The 19,713-nt window shown below is 33.7% G+C and carries 22 protein-coding genes and 1 pseudogene; 4 read left to right on the top strand and 19 right to left on the bottom strand.

The window, feature by feature from the left end; genetic code table 11:
* Positions 1–125: 125 nt before the first annotated feature.
* Positions 126–563 (bottom strand): Hsp20/alpha crystallin family protein, encoded by a 438-nt coding sequence (locus AC22L0_RS07215; protein ID WP_001245054.1) that lies wholly within the window; start codon positions 561–563, stop codon positions 126–128.
* 226 nt (positions 564–789) lie between these two features.
* Here AC22L0_RS07215 and AC22L0_RS07210 point away from each other — a divergent pair.
* Positions 790–885, top strand: a pseudogene (locus AC22L0_RS07210) (DNA mismatch repair protein MutT); the annotation flags it as partial.
* 29 nt (positions 886–914) lie between these two features.
* Here the strand turns inward: AC22L0_RS07210 and AC22L0_RS07205 are convergent.
* The 10 genes from AC22L0_RS07205 to asnB all read right to left on the bottom strand — a co-directional run bounded on the left by AC22L0_RS07205 (position 915) and on the right by asnB (position 9,575).
* On the bottom strand, positions 915–1,463 hold the full coding sequence (locus AC22L0_RS07205) for a cysteine hydrolase family protein (RefSeq protein WP_000816768.1): 549 nt from the start codon (positions 1,461–1,463) through the stop codon (positions 915–917).
* Positions 1,464–1,716: 253 nt separating this feature from the next.
* Positions 1,717–1,923, bottom strand: a complete 207-nt coding sequence (locus tag AC22L0_RS07200) for a hypothetical protein (RefSeq protein ID WP_487272181.1) — start codon at positions 1,921–1,923, stop codon at positions 1,717–1,719.
* 125 nt (positions 1,924–2,048) lie between these two features.
* Positions 2,049–2,537 carry a putative periplasmic lipoprotein gene (locus AC22L0_RS07195; RefSeq protein ID WP_000713496.1) on the bottom strand — a complete coding sequence of 163 codons (489 nt, stop codon included), beginning with the start codon at positions 2,535–2,537 and terminating at the stop codon, positions 2,049–2,051.
* 258 nt (positions 2,538–2,795) lie between these two features.
* Entirely contained in the window at positions 2,796–3,443 is a 648-nt protein-coding gene (locus AC22L0_RS07190) for a nitroreductase family protein (RefSeq protein ID WP_001105283.1), read from the bottom strand.
* A gap of 98 nt (positions 3,444–3,541) precedes the next feature.
* Positions 3,542–4,417: a D-amino-acid transaminase gene (dat, locus tag AC22L0_RS07185; protein WP_000648368.1), complete on the bottom strand. Its 876-nt coding sequence runs from the start codon at positions 4,415–4,417 to the stop codon at positions 3,542–3,544.
* A 131-nt stretch (positions 4,418–4,548) separates the two neighbouring features.
* The gene (locus tag AC22L0_RS07180; protein WP_000581991.1) at positions 4,549–5,511 is read right to left on the bottom strand and encodes an ABC transporter substrate-binding protein; all 963 of its coding nucleotides are present in this window, start codon (positions 5,509–5,511) and stop codon (positions 4,549–4,551) included.
* A gap of 239 nt (positions 5,512–5,750) precedes the next feature.
* Positions 5,751–6,737 carry an N-acetylmuramoyl-L-alanine amidase gene (locus tag AC22L0_RS07175; RefSeq protein WP_048567962.1) on the bottom strand — a complete coding sequence of 329 codons (987 nt, stop codon included), beginning with the start codon at positions 6,735–6,737 and terminating at the stop codon, positions 5,751–5,753.
* A gap of 102 nt (positions 6,738–6,839) precedes the next feature.
* On the bottom strand, positions 6,840–7,169 hold the full coding sequence (locus tag AC22L0_RS07170) for a hypothetical protein (RefSeq protein WP_000200459.1): 330 nt from the start codon (positions 7,167–7,169) through the stop codon (positions 6,840–6,842).
* A 51-nt stretch (positions 7,170–7,220) separates the two neighbouring features.
* Positions 7,221–7,580: a GNAT family N-acetyltransferase gene (locus tag AC22L0_RS07165; protein WP_000627522.1), complete on the bottom strand. Its 360-nt coding sequence runs from the start codon at positions 7,578–7,580 to the stop codon at positions 7,221–7,223.
* Between the two features lie 93 nt (positions 7,581–7,673).
* Positions 7,674–9,575, bottom strand: coding sequence for an asparagine synthase (glutamine-hydrolyzing) (gene asnB / locus AC22L0_RS07160; RefSeq protein ID WP_000333816.1), 1,902 nt, complete (start codon positions 9,573–9,575; stop codon positions 7,674–7,676).
* Between the two features lie 217 nt (positions 9,576–9,792).
* Between asnB and AC22L0_RS07155 the strand changes: the two genes are divergently transcribed.
* Positions 9,793–10,257, top strand: coding sequence for an Hsp20/alpha crystallin family protein (locus tag AC22L0_RS07155; RefSeq protein ID WP_001288085.1), 465 nt, complete (start codon positions 9,793–9,795; stop codon positions 10,255–10,257).
* 34 nt (positions 10,258–10,291) lie between these two features.
* Here AC22L0_RS07155 and AC22L0_RS07150 read toward each other — a convergent pair whose 3' ends face one another.
* Positions 10,292–10,879, bottom strand: a complete 588-nt coding sequence (locus AC22L0_RS07150; protein ID WP_000833331.1) for an SCO family protein — start codon at positions 10,877–10,879, stop codon at positions 10,292–10,294.
* A gap of 335 nt (positions 10,880–11,214) precedes the next feature.
* Here AC22L0_RS07150 and AC22L0_RS07145 point away from each other — a divergent pair, with 335 nt between their 5' ends.
* Positions 11,215–12,189 (top strand): MBL fold metallo-hydrolase, encoded by a 975-nt coding sequence (locus tag AC22L0_RS07145; RefSeq protein WP_087967885.1) that lies wholly within the window; start codon positions 11,215–11,217, stop codon positions 12,187–12,189.
* Positions 12,190–12,518: 329 nt separating this feature from the next.
* Here the strand turns inward: AC22L0_RS07145 and AC22L0_RS07140 are convergent, their stop codons facing one another.
* The 4 genes from AC22L0_RS07140 to AC22L0_RS07125 form a co-directional block, all read right to left on the bottom strand.
* Positions 12,519–13,361 carry a DegV family protein gene (locus AC22L0_RS07140; protein WP_001169470.1) on the bottom strand — a complete coding sequence of 281 codons (843 nt, stop codon included), beginning with the start codon at positions 13,359–13,361 and terminating at the stop codon, positions 12,519–12,521.
* Positions 13,362–13,515: 154 nt separating this feature from the next.
* Positions 13,516–13,767, bottom strand: coding sequence for a DUF2535 family protein (locus tag AC22L0_RS07135; RefSeq protein ID WP_000629012.1), 252 nt, complete (start codon positions 13,765–13,767; stop codon positions 13,516–13,518).
* A 329-nt stretch (positions 13,768–14,096) separates the two neighbouring features.
* A complete protein-coding gene (tatC, locus tag AC22L0_RS07130; protein WP_000390120.1) occupies positions 14,097–14,837 on the bottom strand; it encodes a twin-arginine translocase subunit TatC in 741 nt (246 codons plus the stop codon).
* 42 nt (positions 14,838–14,879) lie between these two features.
* Positions 14,880–15,065, bottom strand: coding sequence for a twin-arginine translocase TatA/TatE family subunit (locus tag AC22L0_RS07125; protein WP_000492443.1), 186 nt, complete (start codon positions 15,063–15,065; stop codon positions 14,880–14,882).
* Positions 15,066–15,278: 213 nt separating this feature from the next.
* Between AC22L0_RS07125 and trhA the strand changes: the two genes are divergently transcribed.
* Positions 15,279–15,935: a PAQR family membrane homeostasis protein TrhA gene (gene trhA, locus AC22L0_RS07120; RefSeq protein WP_000136889.1), complete on the top strand. Its 657-nt coding sequence runs from the start codon at positions 15,279–15,281 to the stop codon at positions 15,933–15,935.
* A 41-nt stretch (positions 15,936–15,976) separates the two neighbouring features.
* Here trhA and AC22L0_RS07115 read toward each other — a convergent pair whose 3' ends face one another.
* The 3 genes from AC22L0_RS07115 to pbpC form a co-directional block, all read right to left on the bottom strand.
* Positions 15,977–16,696: a lysophospholipid acyltransferase family protein gene (locus tag AC22L0_RS07115; RefSeq protein WP_000616577.1), complete on the bottom strand. Its 720-nt coding sequence runs from the start codon at positions 16,694–16,696 to the stop codon at positions 15,977–15,979.
* Between the two features lie 110 nt (positions 16,697–16,806).
* Positions 16,807–17,442, bottom strand: a complete 636-nt coding sequence (locus AC22L0_RS07110; protein WP_000170025.1) for an FMN-dependent NADH-azoreductase — start codon at positions 17,440–17,442, stop codon at positions 16,807–16,809.
* Between the two features lie 241 nt (positions 17,443–17,683).
* On the bottom strand, positions 17,684–19,669 hold the full coding sequence (gene pbpC / locus AC22L0_RS07105) for a penicillin-binding protein 3 (protein WP_001227247.1): 1,986 nt from the start codon (positions 19,667–19,669) through the stop codon (positions 17,684–17,686).
* Between the last annotated feature and the right edge of the window lie 44 nt (positions 19,670–19,713).

Below are 19,713 nucleotides of genomic sequence, written 5' to 3'. Positions count from 1 at the left end.
TTAATAACCTAAGGGGGAGCAAATCGTGAAATTTTTTTATACGTTAAAACTTTATTCATCTCATTACGATTTCAACTCATTTATTCATTAACTACGTAAAAAAAGAGCTGAATTTATCAGCTCTTTTATTCGATATTAATTGTTGTCTTACTACTTTTTTCTTCTTTCAATTTTGGCAATTCAATTGTCAGTACGCCATCTTTATAATTTGCTCTAACATTTCCTTCCTCAACTTGTTTAAAACTAAAGCGTCGAGTTACAGAACCTATAGAACGTTCTTTACGAATATATGTGCCATTCTCATTTTTTTCTTCTACTTCATTATGATTAGTTGCTTGAATCGTTAATACATCTTGTTCAAAATCAACTTGAATGTTTTCTTTTTGAAAACCTGGTAAATCTGCTTTCACAGTATATTTATCAGATTGCTCATGAACATCTACTTTAAAAGTATCCATGTTCAGTGGCTTAAAGAAAGCATCTGTCATCCCTTCTAATAAAGAAGGCCCAAAATCAAAAATACCATTTTGACGTTTTGTTATCTCTGGAAATAAATTACGCATATTTTTTCCTCCTTATTATTTATGAATGAAAGATTATCTCTTTCTGCCTTTATTATAACATTTGGTCAAAAAAGGTCAAAGTTTTTGTTTGACCTTTTTTGATGTATATTTTACCAAATAAAACACATGAGATATTTGACATCTCTTACATTTATAAAGAGGAATATATTTATATAATAACGAATAGTTTATATGCTCTTATTTTTCCTTAATGAGGTTACCTACAATGGGGTATATCGAAGAAATTAGAGAAGTTGTCGGATCAAGACCACTCAATTTATTAGGCGTTGCGGTAGCTGTTTTCAATGAACAAGGACAAATAAAAGAGACCTTTTTTAAAGGCCTCTTTTTTCACTTCACTTCTGCATGTAGGCATGACTTAAAATGTCCAAGTGCATATTCATGCCCTTGTGCATTAAAAGATGCAACCGCCTTTTCAAAAACTACAATTTTAAACCCTTTATTATAAGCATCTACTGCTGTATGAAGAACACAAATATCAGTACATACCCCTACAAGATGAACCTCTTCAATTCCTCTTTCTCTTAACTTCATCTCTAAGTCTGTTCCTGCAAATGCACTATACCGTGTTTTATCCATGTAATATACATTCTCTGCATTTTTATATGTTTCGTACACATCTTGTAATTCACCAAACAAATCTCTTCCACTTGTACCAGCTATATTATGAGGCGGGAATAACTTTGATTCTGGATGATATACATCATTTTCTTCATGTCTATCAATAGCAAAGACAACGTAATCTCCATTTTCAATATATTGCTTCGTTATATGTACAATTTCCTTCTCAATTTCCTGTCCTGGTTTCCCGCAAGTTAAAGCACCCTTTTCCGCTACAAAATCATATGTATAATCAATATTAATAAGAGCTCGTTTCATAACCACTATCTCTCCTTCTTCTGTTTCACAGTAAACAATAGAAAATTTGTTATTACGACATCGTATGTACTATTCGACATTTCAAATGAAATACCTACATTTTTCTTGCAAAACTCACCTTAATCCGAGTTTATCATAAAGTGAAACTTTAATCATTGGAGAGTTTGTTCATCTCCAATGATTATCAGCCCTCATCAATCGTGCATTTACAGGCAGTTGATCTCCCACCTAATCTCCTCACCTATACCGAGTTTTAAGGTAAGGTCTTACTGCCCGTTAGTGCGGGATATGATAGATAAACAATGGTAAAACAAATAGCTCCTATTGATAAGTCATGAATTTGATAATTGAGCGTAGCTTGAATCATCTCTTGTATCGTAAACCAAAATACTGCCATCATCATACTAATCAAGACGATACGAATACACCGATTCACATCTTCAACCTCTTTCTCTGTCATAGTAGTAACAAGTGATTACTTCCTATTTAATCGTATTAGAAAATGAAATAAGTTATTCACTCTTGCACACTCTAGTCCAAACAAAAAAGCACACTACTTTTTGAGTAATGTACTTTTTATTCTTGTTAAGACGCAGGTTTTGTCTCAAATGTTGCTTGATTAAAACTAATAACCTTTCCTTTCGGGTCATTGTTTTCATACTGAACTGCAGTAATTGTATGACTACCTGTTTCCAGCGTTTTTTCTTTTAACTGCACTGTTGTCTGCGTTGTACTAGTTACTTGATGTTTATCCGTATACATTTGATCTACAAATACGAATGTTTCTTTATCACTTTGAAAATTAGAAAGTTCTAATTCAACTTGCTGAATTAACGTATCCTTTTTGATGAATACAGTCGGTATATTGCCGTTTTCAGAAGTACCATCTGGAGTAATAACTTTTACTTTCCCTTCTCCAATTGACATTGCTCCTTCAGGAAATACAACCATATTCTCATCACTTGCGTTTACAACTTGTTCTTCCTGTTTTGATTGCGCGTCCTCTTTTTCCTGTGGAGCACCGCAACCAACTAATAACAATACAGACAATCCAGTGATTATGAATTTTTTCAAAATTCATCCCCCCTGCAACTTCATTATAATTTATTATACAAAAATAACTTTTAAATTTTGAGACTACTTTCAACACTTTCATGAACAAATAGAATCTTGCTCACGATTAATGTATCATACTTTCCTTAATAGAACATTAATTTTTTTTATGAAATAAATAGTAATTCCCTCTTATCTATCATTTTAGCCCAACATATGAATTACATACCCTCAAAAATAAAAAGACATTGTTAGTTCAATGTCTTTTCTATACAGCAATTAAAAAACAAACGTTGTAATCTCATCTACTTCTTTTCTTGGAAGTTTCTTCGGTTTATCTTTCGGAAATCCGAGTGAAATAACCATATTTATTTGTTTTTCAGGCGCAATTTGTAAATATTGGCGCAGTTCATCTTGAGCTAGCAATACTGGCCCTGTCATTGGACAAGTACCAAGTCCCTTTGCATGTGCAGCTAACATTAAGTTTTGTGCCGCTAAACAGCTACTCTTAATGCCTTCTTCTTCCCAAACGGAATCTGGAACAAAAGCAATTGGATCAAATATCTTTTCACGGAACTTTGATTCATATGGTGTTGCCAAACATACAATTAATACTGGTGCCTCCGAGAAAGCTGTTGCATATGGTCCGAAAGAACGTGTAAGTAATTTCCCTGCTTTCTCTTCTCCATTTTCTGCTGCTTTTGCCGCAAGTTTATGTAATGCATCCCATGTCATTTGTTCAATTTCTTTAATCTTCTCTCGATTCATGATAACTAAGAATTCCCACGTTTGTGAATTCGTATCACTCGGTGCGTAACGAGCACAATCAATTATTTCTTTTATATCATTAGTAGATACTTCTTGATCTGTAAACTTTCTAACACTTCGTCTTCCGTGAATTACTTCTTTAAAATCTTCATAATTCATATATTAAATCCCCTTTTTACAGCGTTTTCAAAACTTGTCCTATGCTTGAATTATATCATGAAAAAAAGCCGGAAGAATACCAGCTTTTTTCTTCATGATTAATTTGTCACTTTAAACAAACGAATACTCTCTTCGTATGCAGCTTGTAGTTTTTTCGTAATTGGTCCTCTTTCACCAGCCCCAAACTGTTCATCACCAATTTGAACGACTGGGAATATTTCAAGTGGCGTCGCTGTAAAAAAGCACTCCTCAGCGTCATATACTTCTTGTAATGAAAACTCTCGTTCCTCTACATCGATATGTAACTCTTTCGCTAATGTAATTACGTAGTGACGTGTAATACCATGTAAAATGAAATGATCCGCTGGATGTGTAATCAACTTATTATTCTTCACGATAAAGAAATTGGAATGACACCCTTCAGTCACAATACCATCTCGTACTAATATTGCTTCTTGATACCCTTGTTCATTTATTTTGTTTTTGATCATGATATTAGGAAGCAAATTTAAAGATTTTATATGACAAAACTTCCACCTGATGTCCTCTTCTACTGTCACCTTAATCCCTGCCTCCATTGAAGCAACTGGTCTTGGGAACGAAACAAGATTTGCAAAATATGTTGGTTGTAAATCTGATTCATATACATGATTGCGCGGTTGTGTACCTCTTGATATTTGTAAATATACATTCCCATCTTCTTGAAACTGATTTTTTTCAATCATTTGATATAACTCTTCTACTAATTCTTCCTTCGTAAATGGTGGAATTAGTTTTATTTCTGCCATAGAGTTAAAAAATCGTTCTAAATGTAAATCTAATAAATGTGGCTTCCCGTCATATAGTCTGAATACCTCGTATATACCATCACCAAATTGAAAGCCTCTCTCCTCTAATGGAATCATCGGCTGTTCTTCCTTCGTATTTACAATTCTTCCGTTAAATAAAATCCAATCTTTATGAGTAGCTTTCATTCTTCCCCACTCCTTTATCACATGATTGTTTTAATTGTACAACTTATCTACACTCAAAAGAAGGAATTTTCTGTATTTTAACAAACAAAAAAGTGCATCACTTATTTAAAGGGATGCACTCGACTATTCATTTACTTCAGAAAATATTTTTCAATATCATCTAACATAAGATTTGCAGCTACAATACCACCTGCTGTATTCCAAATCACTTCATCTACTTGGAATACTTTATTATTTTTAGAAGCCTGTAGTTGCTTAAAGAGTGGATCTTCTGTCCATTCCTTCGCTAACGAATTTCCTTCATTATTCTTATCTGCATCTTTATCAGACGTGAAATAGAATAAGTAGTCTCCGTCCATATTTGGAATCTGCTCTTTTGTAATTCCTTTTATCGCAAAATCATCTTTATCTTGTAATGGTGGTCGTTTAAATCCAATATCATTTAAAACAACACCCGAGAATGAGTTTTTTTGATAAATACGAACATCACCTGGCACGAAACGAATAATAGAAACTTTAGAATTCAATTTATCGCCTAACTTCTCTTTCATTCCTTCAATGCGTTTTTTATAATCATCAAGAGCTTTTTGCCCTTCTTTTTCTTTATTTACAGCTTTTGTATAAAGTGTAAAGTTTTCTTTCCAATCACCGCGTAATGTTTCTGCATAAACAGTTGGTGCGATTTCTTTTAGCTGATCATATATTTTTTCATGACGCATTTTATTTCCGATAATTAAATCTGGCTTAAGCTTCATTACAGCCTCTAAATTAATATCACGTTCAGTTCCTACAACTTCCGTGTTTTTTAACTCTTTCGCTAAATGAGGATACCATTCATCACCAGCACGTGGTTTCGTAGTCCCCACTGGCGTTACGCCCACAGCTAGGAGAGCCTCTGCGCCTTCATTTGTTAAAACAACAACTTTTTTAGGTGTACCATTTACTGTCGTTTCACCCATTGCATGCTTTACCGTATATGAATCTTTTGCTTTCGCTGATATATTATTTTCTTTTTTCTCTTCTTTACTACATCCTGCAATTACAACCATGAGTATCATAATGCAGAACATAATTAGTTTTTTAGTATGTATCATATGTCCTCCCTAAATGAAATCGATTATCATTAACATTTAAAGATTAATGTATCTTATATACATTGTCAATGTATATAAGAAAACTTTTTTAATATATACTATTTAGATTCTATCCGCTTTTCTAATGTTTCTTTTTAAAACATAGTGCATAAGTATGAAAATAAATGTTGTTATTAAAATGCGTATCCTTGTTATACATAATAAGGATACGCATCCATATTGCATTATCATTTTAATTCCTAATATTGAGTATATTTAATATACGCTGGGTCATTATATACCCACTGATTTCCACCAAGGTTTAACCAACCATTTTCATTTATATATACTAAATAAGATTCTGGAGAATTTAATTGGCGGATAACTGCAGATGTAGTTGATGGACCACTTCTTAAATTTACATTCATCCCTTGTATATATGCAACCCCAATCGGGCTTCCATCACTATTGCTTGTCTTTACAAAATTAATGTACGAAGGATCATTATACACCCATTGCCCATTCCCCAAATCTAGCCATCCGTTACTTTCCTGATATACAACGTAAGATTCTGGAGAATTTAATTGACGAATAACTGAGGAAGAAGTTGATGGACCATTTCTTAAATTTACATTTTTCCCAAGAATATAAGCGATTCCCTTCGTTTGAGGTGTCGGTTGTGGGTTAGGGGGTTGTGGATTTGGAGCTACTCCAAAAATAGCTGCTATTCCATTTGCATACGCTTGACTTAGATCTTCAATAAATTGTGGATTTTTTAATAAATTTGCATCAAACGCTGTATCAATAAAAGCAGTCTCAGTTAAAATTGCATCCATTGTGGTTTCTCTTAATACCGCATAATTTTCTTTTTTTGCTCCTCGATCACGAAGACCATATTTTGTTAATACAGGATTGACAGCTGTATGCATTTTTTGTTGCTTTGCATATGCAGTGCTGCTATTGGATAACGCATTATAAATATAACTTTCAAAACCTGTACCCCCGCCGCTATTAATATGAAATGAAATAAAATAATCCGCACTGAAAGCATTAGCAATATTAGCACGTTCAGATAAAGAAATAAACACATCACTATCACGTGTCATTTTAATTGTAATTGGGTAATTTACCGTTAAAATGTCTCGAACGCGTCTAGCAATTTGAAGTGTTAAGTTTTTTTCTACTAAACCATTACCAACAGCACCAGAATCATATCCACCGTGCCCTGCGTCTATAACAAGTTTCATTTTATTGCCCCGCCCCTTTCTTGTAATATGTTTGCATTTCTACTCGTCCTATTTTATGTGAAATGTACAGGTTCTGTTACAATTGCAAATAAAAAAACCGCCTTATGTAAGGCGGTTTCTATCATCTTGCTTTAACCAATTTAAAATAAATATATACGATTGATAGTGAACATAACGTATGCAAAATAAAATAAATAAAAGTGCTATTCCAACACCACTATAAAGTAAACCAAACTTTAAAAAAACATTTACAAGTGGTGGAAAGTTCATTAAATTTTGTAATGTACTAAGCATACAAAACATAATGAAAAAGACAGGGATGTATTGTAATTCATACGGCTTTTTTTTCTTACTCATTCTTTTCCGAATGATTATATGACATAATTCTGCTACTATAAAGCACCCTCCAATTAATACAAGACCAGAAGTCATCGTCATACATCCACCTGCCTTATATTTATTGTATCGCATAAATAATCATCGTTATATTTTCTTTACATACTCTTCATCTTCTGAAGCAAAACCAAAACTCTCTATGAAAGACTTCGCCTTTTCTGTTAATTTCTCTTGTAGCACTTTTATTTCTTTCACATTTCTTTGTTTCATCATTTCTTCAAATGTAAAATACGTATTTGTACCATAACCGTAACCTTGGTAATCAAAATGAATAATTAGCTGTGATAAAACAGCCCGTTCCTCTTGTACACTATAATCTATTACACCAATATATGTATCATCAACTTTCACACAGTACTGTACCTTTTTCTCACCTAAACTATGCGATTTAAACATTTCTTTAACAACGCTTTCATTTTCTACAGTAACTTTCTCAAACGTAATCATATGTTGTCCATCCTTTTACTATTATTGTATCAATAATACTTCCTATTTATGAAAAAAACCTTAAGACCGTATGCGATCTTAAGGTTTTTCTAATTAAACTAAGCTATACGCACGTTTTGTTTCTTCATGGAACTTATTCGTATCGTATTTATGCTCAACATAAATTTGGTGCCATACCATAAACGCAAGTACAGTCCAAATTTTACGGCTATAATCGCCTTTATCTGCACAATGTGCTTCCAGTAAGTTTAATACATACTGTTTGTCGATTAAATGCTCTGTCTTACTTTCGTTTATAATATTTATAGCCCAATCATGCATTTCGTCTTTTAACCAGTGACGAATTGGTACTGGGAATCCAAGTTTTTTACGATCTAATACGTGATCTGGAACGATTCCGCGTGCTGCTTCACGTAAAATAGCTTTCGTAGTTCCGTTAGCAATCTTAAATTCAGTTGGAATTTTAGATGCAACATCGAATACTTCTTTATCTAAGAACGGTACACGAAGTTCTAATGAGTTTGCCATTGTCATTTTATCAGCTTTTAATAAAATGTCACCGCGTAGCCATGTGAACATGTCAATGTACTGCATTTTACTTACATCATCATAATCTTTAATCTCGTTATACAATGGTTTCGTGATATCCATATAGTTAACACTTTCATTGTAATACTTCATTAATTCAGCTTTTTCTTCTTCACGGAAGATTTTAGCATTTCCATAGTAACGCTCTTCAATTGGTGTACATCCACGCTCTAGGAAGCTCTTACCTTTAAATCCTTCTTTAAGAGCACCACTTAATGCTTTTAGAACGCTCTTACCTGGGCTAGGAATGTAAGAGAACATTTTTAGTGAGTTTGGCTCACGGTAAATGTTATAACCACCAAATAGCTCGTCTGCGCCTTCACCAGAAAGAACAACTGTTACATGTTTACGTGCTTCTTTCGCAACGAAGTACAATGGTACAGCTGCTGGATCAGCTAAAGGATCATCCATATGCCAAATGATTTTTGGGAACTCATCCATAAATTCTTTCGCTGAAATGAATACGTTATGGTTTTTAACGCCTAATTTCTCAGCAGTTTCTTTCGCAACATCAACTTCACTGAAACCACGTTGCTCAAAACCAACAGAGAATGTTAAAAGATTTGGATTCATTTCTCTTGCGATAGAAGCGATGATAGATGAATCGATACCACCAGATAAGAATGAACCTACTGGTACATCACTACGCATATGCACTTTTACTGAATCATATAACACATCACGAATTGCTTGGATATGCTCCTCTTTCGTTGCACTTGAAGCATTGAAATAAGGTTTCCAGTAGCGATGGATTTCCATCTCTTTACCGATTTCTTTTACGAAATAATGACCAGGCTCGATTTTATTAACATCAATTGTTAAAGTTTCTGGCTCTGGACCATATTGGTACGTAAAGTAATGTTGTAGTGACGTTGGATTAACGCCTTTATCTTCCATCACATGCATAATACTTTTCTTCTCAGATGCGAAGAATGTAGTATCACCTTGTTGTGCGATGTATAAAGGTTTAATACCGAAGTGGTCACGTGCACCGAAAAGTTTCTTTTCTTCACGATCCCAAATCATAAATGCAAACATACCACGAAGGTAGTCTACACATTTTTCTTTCATATGTGCATACAATGCAATGATAACTTCTGTATCAGATTGCGTTGCAAACGTTGCACCTTTTTCAAGTAACATTTCACGTAATTCTACATAGTTGTAAATTTCACCATTAAAAATAATTACATATCGATCATTTTCATAAGTTAGCGGCTGATGTCCTGCCTCTAAGTCAATGATGCTTAAACGGCGGAAGCCAAATTGTACATGTTCATCACGAAAATATCCTTCGTCATCTGGACCACGGTGGAAAATCATCGTGTTCATATTTTCAAATTGATGTTTTTCTGTTTCTGAAAACTCTCTAGGGTTTTCACATAAACATCCTACAAAACCACACATACTTCTTACCCTCTTTCAGTTTTCATTCTGTCTCTATACTACTATATCAACCCTATTTATACTAGCATAATCAACTGAATATGGCGACCAAAAACTATAAAAAAATCACTCCATTTCACATTTTTAACAATTTTTTATGAAAACATGAAAACTAGGCACTCACCTTTCTCCGCTTTTGTCATATGATATTGCAAATTGATTTCTAGGAGGGAATACCATGAGTGAAGAAAAAAAAGATTCTTCTCGCCCACCGGTTCGTAATTACTTAAAGCAAATTGATGATTTCTTCGAGCAAACACCTCTTCGCAATGTAATCGCTGATTTAAATCATTTTTTCCAAAAAGGAAACCGTTTATTAACATTCCCTGTAGATTTATATGAAGTTGGTGAAGAACTCGTTGTTACAGCTGAACTACCAGGTATACAAAAAGAACAAATCCAAATTGAAATACAAAGTGAATACTTAAAAGTCTCTGTAAAAGAAGAGATACTTGAAGAGGAAGAAGAACAAACATCCCATAACTATTATCGCCGAGAACGTTCCATTTCAGAAGCATCAAGATTGATTAAATTGCCGTATTCAATCAATAAAAAAGCGGCAAAAGCTTCTTATCAAAACGGCGTATTAGAAATTCGGGCGCCGAAACTTCCCCAGCAACATGACATTTTATCGATAGACTAATGCAAAAAAATAAGGGTGCTATGCACCCTTATTTTTAACCCACTAATCGCTTCATATCACGTATAATGTCTTCGTATGGCGTATTACTAATGCCACTATACTTTTTCATTACTTTTCCGTTTTGATCAATTAAATAAAATGATGTACCATGCATGACCTGACCGTTCTCCGGCTTATCTACAAGTGATTGGAAATTATCTTTTGAAAACTTTGTAATATCTTCTAACGAATACCCCGTTAATAAATTCCAGTTACTAGTATCCTCTGTAAACTTTTGAATAAAAGCTTTCAGATTTTCTGGCTTATCAAGGTCTGGATCTACACTAAACGAAACAAACTGAACGTCTAATTTCTCTTCTTTTGCCATCTTTTGAAGCTTGGCCATATTTGCAGTCATTGGTGGACAAACTGTCTGACAATTTGTGAACATAAAATCTGCAACCCAAACTTTCCCTTTTAAATCTTTTGTACCAAATTTCTTTCCATCTTGATTTGTAAATTGGAAGGTTTCTAAATCCCAATTTAATGGTTTACGAAGCTTTGAACCTGATTCACTACATCCAGCAAGTACAAAGAGACAAAATACAACCATAAGACCAATTATTTTTTGATAACGCTTCATTTATAAACCTCTTTTCTCTATCCTAAATTTAAATAGGTTATGTTTATAATAACAAAAGTTAACACTACGAGAAAATTGTTTACTACATTTGTTCACGAAATCGTACGAATTTACGTATGTTACTTCTTTATTTCAAGCGAATTACTAGACAAAATATATTTTTTTACTATTATTTCTCTAAATAAAAGTGATAAAACTAATTTCATTGTTACTTTTGTAAATACCTCTCCCTATTTTTTAACAATTCCTTAAACATTAATCCATGTTTTACACTGTATTCCTTAACAACATTTCGGTACAATACAAATACAACGATTTTAAATGAGGTGATGTTCATGGCAAAGCGCTATGAAAATATGGATAATGTTAGTACAAAAAAATCAATTCGCTCTTTTTTACGCTGGCGTAAAGAACGAAAGCAAAACAAAAAAGATTTTTCTTTCTTAATAGAACAATCACCCGTTAAACAAAGTGCATTTTTGCAAAGTAATGTTGAAAAAACGACTATCACATGGATTGGGCATTCCACTTTTCTTATCCAAACGAATGGACTTAATATATTAACAGATCCAGTATGGGCTAATAAATTAAAGCTAGTTCCAAGACTTACAGAACCTGGACTCTCTATAGAAGCACTACCTAAAATTGATATTGTCCTTATTTCACATGGTCATTATGATCATTTAGATTTTTCAACTCTTCGTCAGTTGAATGATGATGTTCTATATCTTGTACCTATTGGATTAAAAAAATTATTTACTCGTAAGAAATTTAAACATGTAGAAGAGTATAAATGGTGGGAAAGTACGATAATTAACGAAGTTTCTTTTCACTTCGTACCTGCTCAGCACTGGACGAGAAGATTCTTATTTGATATGAATACGTCTCACTGGGGTGGATGGATTATTGATAATGAAACGACTATGGAAACCATATATTTTTGTGGTGACAGTGGCTATTTCCAAGGTTTCAAAGAAATTGGTGAACGCTTTTTAATTGATATTGCTCTTATGCCCATTGGCGCTTATGAACCAGAATGGTTTATGAAAGTATCTCATGTTTCACCTGAAGAGGCCGTGCAAGCTTATTTAGATTTAAACGCTACACATTTTATACCAATGCATTACGGAGCTTTTGCACTCGCCGATGAAACACCTCGTGAAGCAATAACTAGACTTCGAAATAATTGGAATTTGCGCATGTTACCGTGGGAACAACTGCATGTACTCTTTTTAGGTCAAACTTTTATTTATAGTAACGCAACAAATGATAAGCAAATAAACGAAAAAATTGAAACTTTACATGTGTAACGTAATGACTGATTTTCTATATCCAACATATAATATAGAAAATCCTATAGTGAAACTTTAATTAGTGGGATTTCTTCATCCCCACTGATTATTTGCCTTCACCGATCAAGCTTTTACGAGCAGCCCGCTACCTAACCTCTTTGCTCCAGCTAAATTTGAGGTGGAGAGTTTTACTGTCCGCAAATAGCGGGATAAAGGGTGTTTTCTATGAATGAATATTTACAGACTCGCTATATCATTAGCGGTAGTGCCTGTGTAGCTCTTCTTATTTCTTACTTTCTATTTACATAAAAAAGCTACTTGAAATATATTTTCAAGTAGCTTTTTTATTACTCTGCTAAATACATAAATCCGATTGCGCCCGGACCTGTATGAGTACTAATAATAGGCGTTGTATAGAAAATTTCTGATTGAGCAAATCCACTCACTTTTTCAACCGCCGCTTTCATACTTTCAGCTAAAGGAATTGCTTTTGCATGCGGAATTGCAACAGCTTTTACGACTTTTCCAGCCGTATCTTGCTCAAATAACTTAGCTAATGTTTTTACAATTTGGCCTTGGCTACGAACTTTCGTTACAGGATTATAAACACCGTCTTCAAGACTAGCAATTGGCTTTATATTAAGTAGCGAACCGATAAACGCTTTTCCTTTACCGATACGTCCACCCTTCACTAAGTTTTCTAATGTATCCACTACTACATATAAACGAGTATTCTTTCTTACTTCATCTACACGTTTTAAAATTTCTTCTAGTGAGCGTCCGTCATTTGCCATTTTTGCAGCTTCAATTACTTGATATGCTAAAGCATGTGTAATAAATTGAGAATCAACAACTGTTACTTTTGTATCAGTCATTGATGCAGCGCTATTTGCAGTTGCTACAGTACCGCTCATTCCACTTGTCATATGGATAGAAAGGACTTCGCTTCCATCTTCCCCTAGCTTGTCATACATTTCTACAAATGTACCCATAGCTGGTTGTGATGTTTTTGGTAATTCCTCTGATTTAATCATTTCTTCAATAAATTCGTCAGGTTGTAAATCAACGCGATCTAAATATGTTTGTCCATTTACAGAGATTGATAATGGTAAAACATGAATGTCATACTTTTCGATTACGTCTTGTGATAAATCTGCCGTTGAATCTGTTACAATTTTAATTTTTTGCATACTATACTTCTTCCCTTTCCAATACGCTCTCCTTGTTATTATACTAGTATTCCCATTGCTTTCAACAATTTGGAACGAAATTTCATCAAATTAATTATATTTTCATATCTAAAATGAAAAAGACAGAGTTTACTAACCCTGTCCGTACTTCGTATCATGCATTTTTTTCAAGGGTATTTGTTTTATATACATTTAAATAATCATTCCACTTCAAACAATTTTGTAAATATTCACGGAAAGAATACGAAAATCTTGGGTGTTTTTGTTTTTGAATTTTTGCAATAAATAATTGAAGACGAGACTGAATTAGAAACGATAATGGATGCTGTGCCTGTAGGACAGGGATTTCGAATATTTTAATGCAATCCCCTGTTGAATGAGTGAAATAAAAACTTTTCGTAATCACAATATCAATCCTCTTTTTCATTGGATTTTTGAACTTCCTCTACTTTGCGCTGTAACACGTTGTTTAAAGTGGAGTAAAATCAGACTTATATGATTTCTGTAGTCCTTATGGCTAGAAGATTTATACTCTATTCATCTCCACCTAATTCACCTTCCCGTCCTAAATATCTCTGAGACGGGAATCTCATTATCCATCAATTGTTTAATACATTTAGTATAAGCTTATAAAAGCGCAAAGTTTGTCTAAATTTTGGAGATTCTATAATTTTTTTCTTCTATATATTGTATACGTTTATAGCTATAGTATAACAAATAAATAAAAAAGTGCCTTTATAACGAGGCACTTTTCGACTGCATTTCTTCTCTTTTCTTTTTCCTCTTACTAACAACCTTTGATAACGCAATACTTACTTCATAAATACAAATAAGCGGCACTGCAACTAAACTATGAGATAAAAAGTCTGGCGGTGATATACAAGATGCAATGATAATTAATGCTACGTAAGCATACCTTCTTATTTTTATTAAAAATTCCGCCGTAAGTATTCCAATACTAGTTAAAAACATTACAACGACTGGCAATTCAAAAATCACAGCAAATGGAACTGTTAAATTAAGTACAAAATGAAAATACTTTTCTGTCGTAAACATCGTATTAAACATTTCATTACCTATCGTAGTTAAAAAGTGAAATAGAAACGGCATTACAATGAAATATCCAAAACATAAACCTGCGAGAAATAATATAGACAATACCGGTATATACATTATTGTCATCTTTTGTTCATTTGGATGTAAACCCGGTTTTACAAATAACCAAATTTGTATAGCAGCAAAAGGAATTGTACAAACGATAGCAAATACTGTAGCAATCGAGAAAAAAATCCACAATACATCACTTGGACCGAGAACAGTTAATTTCATTGGTAAATCTTTTACAAGCCAAAAATAAATATCCTTTGTAAAAGTAAATCCAATAATTAAAAATAGTACAAAGGATAACACCGTATATATTACTCTTTTTCGAAGCTCAACAATATGTTCTACTACGCTCATTTCCCGATCTTCCATCTCGTTCACCACACTTTATTTATCCATTACAAGGAAAATACACTACATTTTTTCTTTCTTTTCCTTTTCTTGAAATGCGTCATCTGTCAATTCTTTCGTTGATTTTTTAAACTCTTTTAACGTTTCTCCTAAAGCCTTCCCGATTTCCGGCAATTTTTTAGGTCCAAATAAAATGAGTACTGCTACTAAAATTAAAATTAACCCTGGAAAGCCAATATTTGAAAACATTTCCCCATCCCCTTTATTAGTAGTTTCCTTGTCCTACTATTACATAATTTTATTTTGTCAAAAAAGTTTGAAAACGTCAACAAATCCATTGTCTTTTGTCAAAAAAATTCAAAAATATAATCAATTATACAAATTTCATTTTCTATTGCTCTTGTGTATGATATGGTAAGGGAAATGACATATTATTTTATGATAGTAGAAAGGATTTGCATTATGACTGAAAAAATGACACGAATGACCCAATTTGTAAAAGAAGAAATTGCAAATGCAATTACACATGGTATCGGTGCCATTTTAAGCATCCCTGCCTTAATCATATTGATTATTCATGCTTCTAAGCACGGTACCGCATCAGCTGTAGTTGCATTTACTGTTTATGGTGTAAGCATGTTCTTACTGTACTTGTTTTCAACATTGCTACATAGCATTCATCATCCTAAAGTAGAAAAAATATTTACTATTTTAGATCATTCAGCCATTTACTTATTGATTGCTGGCACGTATACTCCTTTTCTACTTATTACACTTCGTGGCCCATTAGGATGGACGTTGCTTGCTATAATATGGACACTAGCAATCGGAGGTATCGTCTTCAAAATTTTCTTTGTACGTCGCTTTATAAAGGCTTCAACTTTATGTTACATCATTATGGGTTGGCTCATAATCGTTGCCATTAAACCACTTTATGAAAATCTAACTGGACATGGTTTTTCACTACTTTTAGCAGGTGGAATTTTATATTCTGTCGGAGCTATATTCTTCCTTTGGGAAAAGCTACCTTTCAACCATGCCATATGGCACCTGTTCGTTTTAGGTGGTAGTGCGATGATGTTCTTCTGTGTACTCTTTTATGTCTTACCTACAGCATAATAAAAAAGGATTCAGCTTACTATAAGCTGAATCCTTTTTTATTACTTATGTAATTGTGATGCGATAACTTCCTGTGTATGCTTCGTTAATTCTTTAATATCCATATTCGCATAATCTTCAGGTGTAATCGGCTTAGAAATTGTTACTGTTGCATGAGCTGGCTTCATACGATTTCCATTCGCTTCAAACATCTTATATGTACCATCTAACGTTACAGGTAAAATTGCTACACCTGACTTTACTGCCAGATGAAAACTACCAGCCTTAAACTCTCCAACTTCGCCACCCTTACTTCTCGTTCCTTCAGGGAAAATTACGATAGAATGTCCATTCTTTAATAGTTCAATTCCATCTTTAATCGCTTGAAGAGATTGACGACGATCGCTACGATCCATAAATACACAATTCATAAGTTCCATCCAAGTTGGTACAACTGGGAACTTTTTAATCTCTGCTTTTGAAACGAATCCAATTGGTTTATTTAAGTAACCTAGTAAAACAGGGATATCCATATTACTTTGGTGATTACTTACAACTAGTACTGGCTTGTCTTTCGGAACATTTTCAAGTCCTTTCACTTCTACTGCCCCTCCAGCTACACGTACCATTTTCTTACCAAACCAATTTGTCGTTTTATACACAGCATTGTCTTTTTCTTTTGGCGCCATCGTATTTACTTGTCTTTTAAGACGCCACATTCTCGGTGTAATCGCAATTACGATTAAAATTAAATAAAAGATTTTAAAAAACGTTTGAATCATACAGAACCCCCACCTATTATCATTCCGACCTTCATTATACTAGACAAACGAAGGAAAAAGAAGAAAAAAAGTCCAAACAGCAAGTGTTTGGACTTTTTAAGCATTCTATATTAGAAACGTTTTGCTAATTCACGAGCATTAGCAATTGCTGCTTCTTTAATTTCTTGTGCTTTTTCAGGGTTTGCATTCATACCTTCAACTGCGATATATTCAGTATCATTTACACCGACAAATCCTAATACAGTCTTTAAGTGATTGCGACCGAAGTCTACAGCTGCGTATGCTCCTTCAGAATATACGCCACCTGTTGCCTGAATGTGAAGTGCTTTTTTACCTTCTAATAAGCCGACTGGACCATTTTCAGTATATTTGAATGTTTTACCTGCGATTGCTACGTTATCTAAGTATGCTTTTACTACTGGTGGATAGCTAAAGTTCCACATTGGAGTTACGAATACATAACGATCTGCATTCATAAATGTTTCTAAGTTTGTGTTCATTGCTGCTACTTTTTGTTGTTGAACTTCAGTTAAAGCTTCAAAGCCTTCACCTGCTGCAAATTTACCCCAAGCAGCAAATACATCTGCATCAATTGCTGGTACTGTAGTATTGAATAAATCAATTGTTACAACTTCGTCTTGTGGATGTTCATTTTTATAAGCTTCGATGAAAGCTTCCCCTACTGCCATTCCGAAAGAACCTTCTGCTGAATTTGGATTTGCTGTAATAAATAGTACTTTTGTCATTGTATTCTCTCCCTTTTTTCTCTTTATCTTTAATTCAAGATTTATTTTTTAAAAGTTAACAACTTACCTTATGTAAGTATAATACAAAAAGTTTTAATCAATGTCAATAAAAAATAGCTACTTTTTTTTCGTAAGTTAATGATTTACTTTGTTTCCTTAAAATTTAGTATACAGATATTAAGAACTCTTTCATATAAAAAGGCTACCTCTACAACTTATAGAGATAGCCTTCTATTACATATTATTTTTGAAATACATGTTTTACTTTTTCAGCTGGAATATTACTTCCGCCTCTACCTTTTACATCTTCAATCATCATTGTAATGACCATATCTGGTGAATTTAAATCAAATGCAGCGAACCAACCTAGTTCTTTTCCTTCGGCCTCTTTTGATACTTTTAATTCCGCTGTACCTGTTTTTCCAGCAAGAGTCATGCCATCAATTTTAGCAATTTTCCCTGTACCATCTGGATCATTAATTACTTTCGTCATTGCAGTTTTTAATATATCCTGATTTCCTTTAGAAATTACATTTTCTTTCCAAGCTTTTGGTTGTTTATCTGTTTTAATAATATACGGTGACGGAATCGCTCCATCATTTACAATTGGCGCATACGTTAAAGCTAAATGAAGAGGAGTCATTAATACTTGTCCTTGTCCATATCCTGTATCTGCCATTTGAATATCATTTTTAATGCCGTCATTTGCAATTTTAGAAGCAGGGAATCCATATTCAATTGGTAGTTTCTCATCGAATCCGAATTTTTTTGCTTCACTCATAAACTTGTCTTTTCCGATTTTTAAAGCTTCTTGTGCGAAGTAAATATTATCCGAGTATTTCATCGCCTTATCAAGATCAATCGGATTTGCATCTTTCACACGCGTTACATAGTAATTACCCCAAGAAGAATCTTTTGTCCATTTTAATCCTTCAATTTTCAACTCTTCTTTTGGATCAATCGTTTTCGTTTCAAGACCAATTGCAGCTGTAATAGGTTTAAATACAGAACCTGGTACCGACAATTGTGTAAAGCGATTTGTCATTGGTTTTTTCGGATCATTATTCCACGCTTCGCGTTGTGCCTTTGATGTCCCTCGTGCAATTATATTAGGATCATATGCTGGACTACTTACTAGTGCAATTGTTTCTCCACTTTTCGGATTAATTGCTGCACTTGAACCAGCTTCGCCCTTCATTTCATTATACGTTTTTTCTTGAACAACACTATCAATAGTTAAAGTTACATTTTCTCCATCAACAGCATCTGTTTTTGCTAAATTTTTAATTTCTTTTCCTTGCGCATCTTCTACAAAGACACGGCCACCTTTTTTACCGCGTAGCTTTTCCTCTAATACTTGCTCTAAGCCAGCTTTACCAACTGGGTCATCAGCTTGATAGCCTTTCTTTTGTAGCGTTTTTAAATCTTCAGCATTTACCTTTCCAATATAACCAGTCAGATGAGCTGCCGCTTCCCCTAACGGATATGTACGAACATTTACAGGTTTTGTTGAAACACCTGGTAAATCAATGTATGTATTTTGTGTTGCCCCTTCAGGCAAAATTCCAATTGGTACGAGATACCCTGGTTTTACCCATTTAGCAGCTAATTTTTGATCAATTTCTTCTACAGACATATTTAATAACTTCGCTACTGTTTCTTTCGTTTGCGGAGCAGTATCGCCTAACTTTTCAGGAATCAATCCGATTTCAGAAGCTTTCCCATTCGTTGCAAGACCTTTTCCATTACGATCGTATATTTCACCACGTTTTGGCTGTGTTGTCTGCATACGCACTTTACTATCTTTCGTCATGCCAGGGAAAATAAAATCAGGAGTCCAATCTATTTTCCAAGATTCTTTATCTCCATCTTTTTCTTTCACCATTTTCGCTTCATGACCAAATGTGATTTTACCACCAACTGTATCCATGCTTACTTTAAAAGGAACAGGACCTTCATCTTTTTTATCTTCTTTTACTTCCCCTGTTTCTACCTTTAAGTCTTTCACTTCGATACCAGAATAAATTTTTTCATATTTCTCAGTAAACTCTTTCTTTGAAATATCTTTTTTTGCATTTTTTGATAGTTGATCATACATATCTGCAAATTTTTGTTTATTCCACGCTTTTACATATGTATCAAACGCTTCTTGTGGTTTTTCTTCTTTACCACATCCAACTAACATGAATGTTAAGCAAAGAAAAAGAATCCCCCATATCTTTCTCAATCGATTCTCCTCCTCTTTCTATATTAGTACTTTTGAAAATTTTA

This window comes from Bacillus sp. LQ01 (assembly GCF_057624735.1).
Note: the sequence above shows the minus strand (reverse complement) of the source record. Positions and strands in the feature narration are given on the sequence as shown.

Coding starts and splice junctions, on each gene's coding strand:
- asnB (WP_000333816.1), bottom strand. CDS start 9,575: ATGTGTGGTTTTGTAGGATGTTTATGTGAAAACCCTAGAGAGTTTTCA.
- dat (WP_000648368.1), bottom strand. CDS start 4,417: ATGAAAGCTACTCATAAAGATTGGATTTTATTTAACGGAAGAATTGTA.
- AC22L0_RS07180 (WP_000581991.1), bottom strand. CDS start 5,511: ATGATACATACTAAAAAACTAATTATGTTCTGCATTATGATACTCATG.
- AC22L0_RS07175 (WP_048567962.1), bottom strand. CDS start 6,737: ATGAAACTTGTTATAGACGCAGGGCACGGTGGATATGATTCTGGTGCT.
- AC22L0_RS07215 (WP_001245054.1), bottom strand. CDS start 563: ATGCGTAATTTATTTCCAGAGATAACAAAACGTCAAAATGGTATTTTT.
- AC22L0_RS07110 (WP_000170025.1), bottom strand. CDS start 17,442: ATGACAAAAGTACTATTTATTACAGCAAATCCAAATTCAGCAGAAGGT.
- tatC (WP_000390120.1), bottom strand. CDS start 14,837: ATGGAAGATCGGGAAATGAGCGTAGTAGAACATATTGTTGAGCTTCGA.
- AC22L0_RS07145 (WP_087967885.1), top strand. CDS start 11,215: ATGGCAAAGCGCTATGAAAATATGGATAATGTTAGTACAAAAAAATCA.
- AC22L0_RS07125 (WP_000492443.1), bottom strand. CDS start 15,065: ATGTTTTCAAATATTGGCTTTCCAGGGTTAATTTTAATTTTAGTAGCA.
- AC22L0_RS07200 (WP_487272181.1), bottom strand. CDS start 1,923: ATGACAGAGAAAGAGGTTGAAGATGTGAATCGGTGTATTCGTATCGTC.
- AC22L0_RS07205 (WP_000816768.1), bottom strand. CDS start 1,463: ATGAAACGAGCTCTTATTAATATTGATTATACATATGATTTTGTAGCG.
- AC22L0_RS07115 (WP_000616577.1), bottom strand. CDS start 16,696: ATGATTCAAACGTTTTTTAAAATCTTTTATTTAATTTTAATCGTAATT.
- AC22L0_RS07155 (WP_001288085.1), top strand. CDS start 9,793: ATGAGTGAAGAAAAAAAAGATTCTTCTCGCCCACCGGTTCGTAATTAC.
- AC22L0_RS07140 (WP_001169470.1), bottom strand. CDS start 13,361: ATGCAAAAAATTAAAATTGTAACAGATTCAACGGCAGATTTATCACAA.
- trhA (WP_000136889.1), top strand. CDS start 15,279: ATGACTGAAAAAATGACACGAATGACCCAATTTGTAAAAGAAGAAATT.
- AC22L0_RS07190 (WP_001105283.1), bottom strand. CDS start 3,443: ATGAATTATGAAGATTTTAAAGAAGTAATTCACGGAAGACGAAGTGTT.
- AC22L0_RS07170 (WP_000200459.1), bottom strand. CDS start 7,169: ATGACTTCTGGTCTTGTATTAATTGGAGGGTGCTTTATAGTAGCAGAA.
- AC22L0_RS07150 (WP_000833331.1), bottom strand. CDS start 10,879: ATGAAGCGTTATCAAAAAATAATTGGTCTTATGGTTGTATTTTGTCTC.
- AC22L0_RS07165 (WP_000627522.1), bottom strand. CDS start 7,580: ATGATTACGTTTGAGAAAGTTACTGTAGAAAATGAAAGCGTTGTTAAA.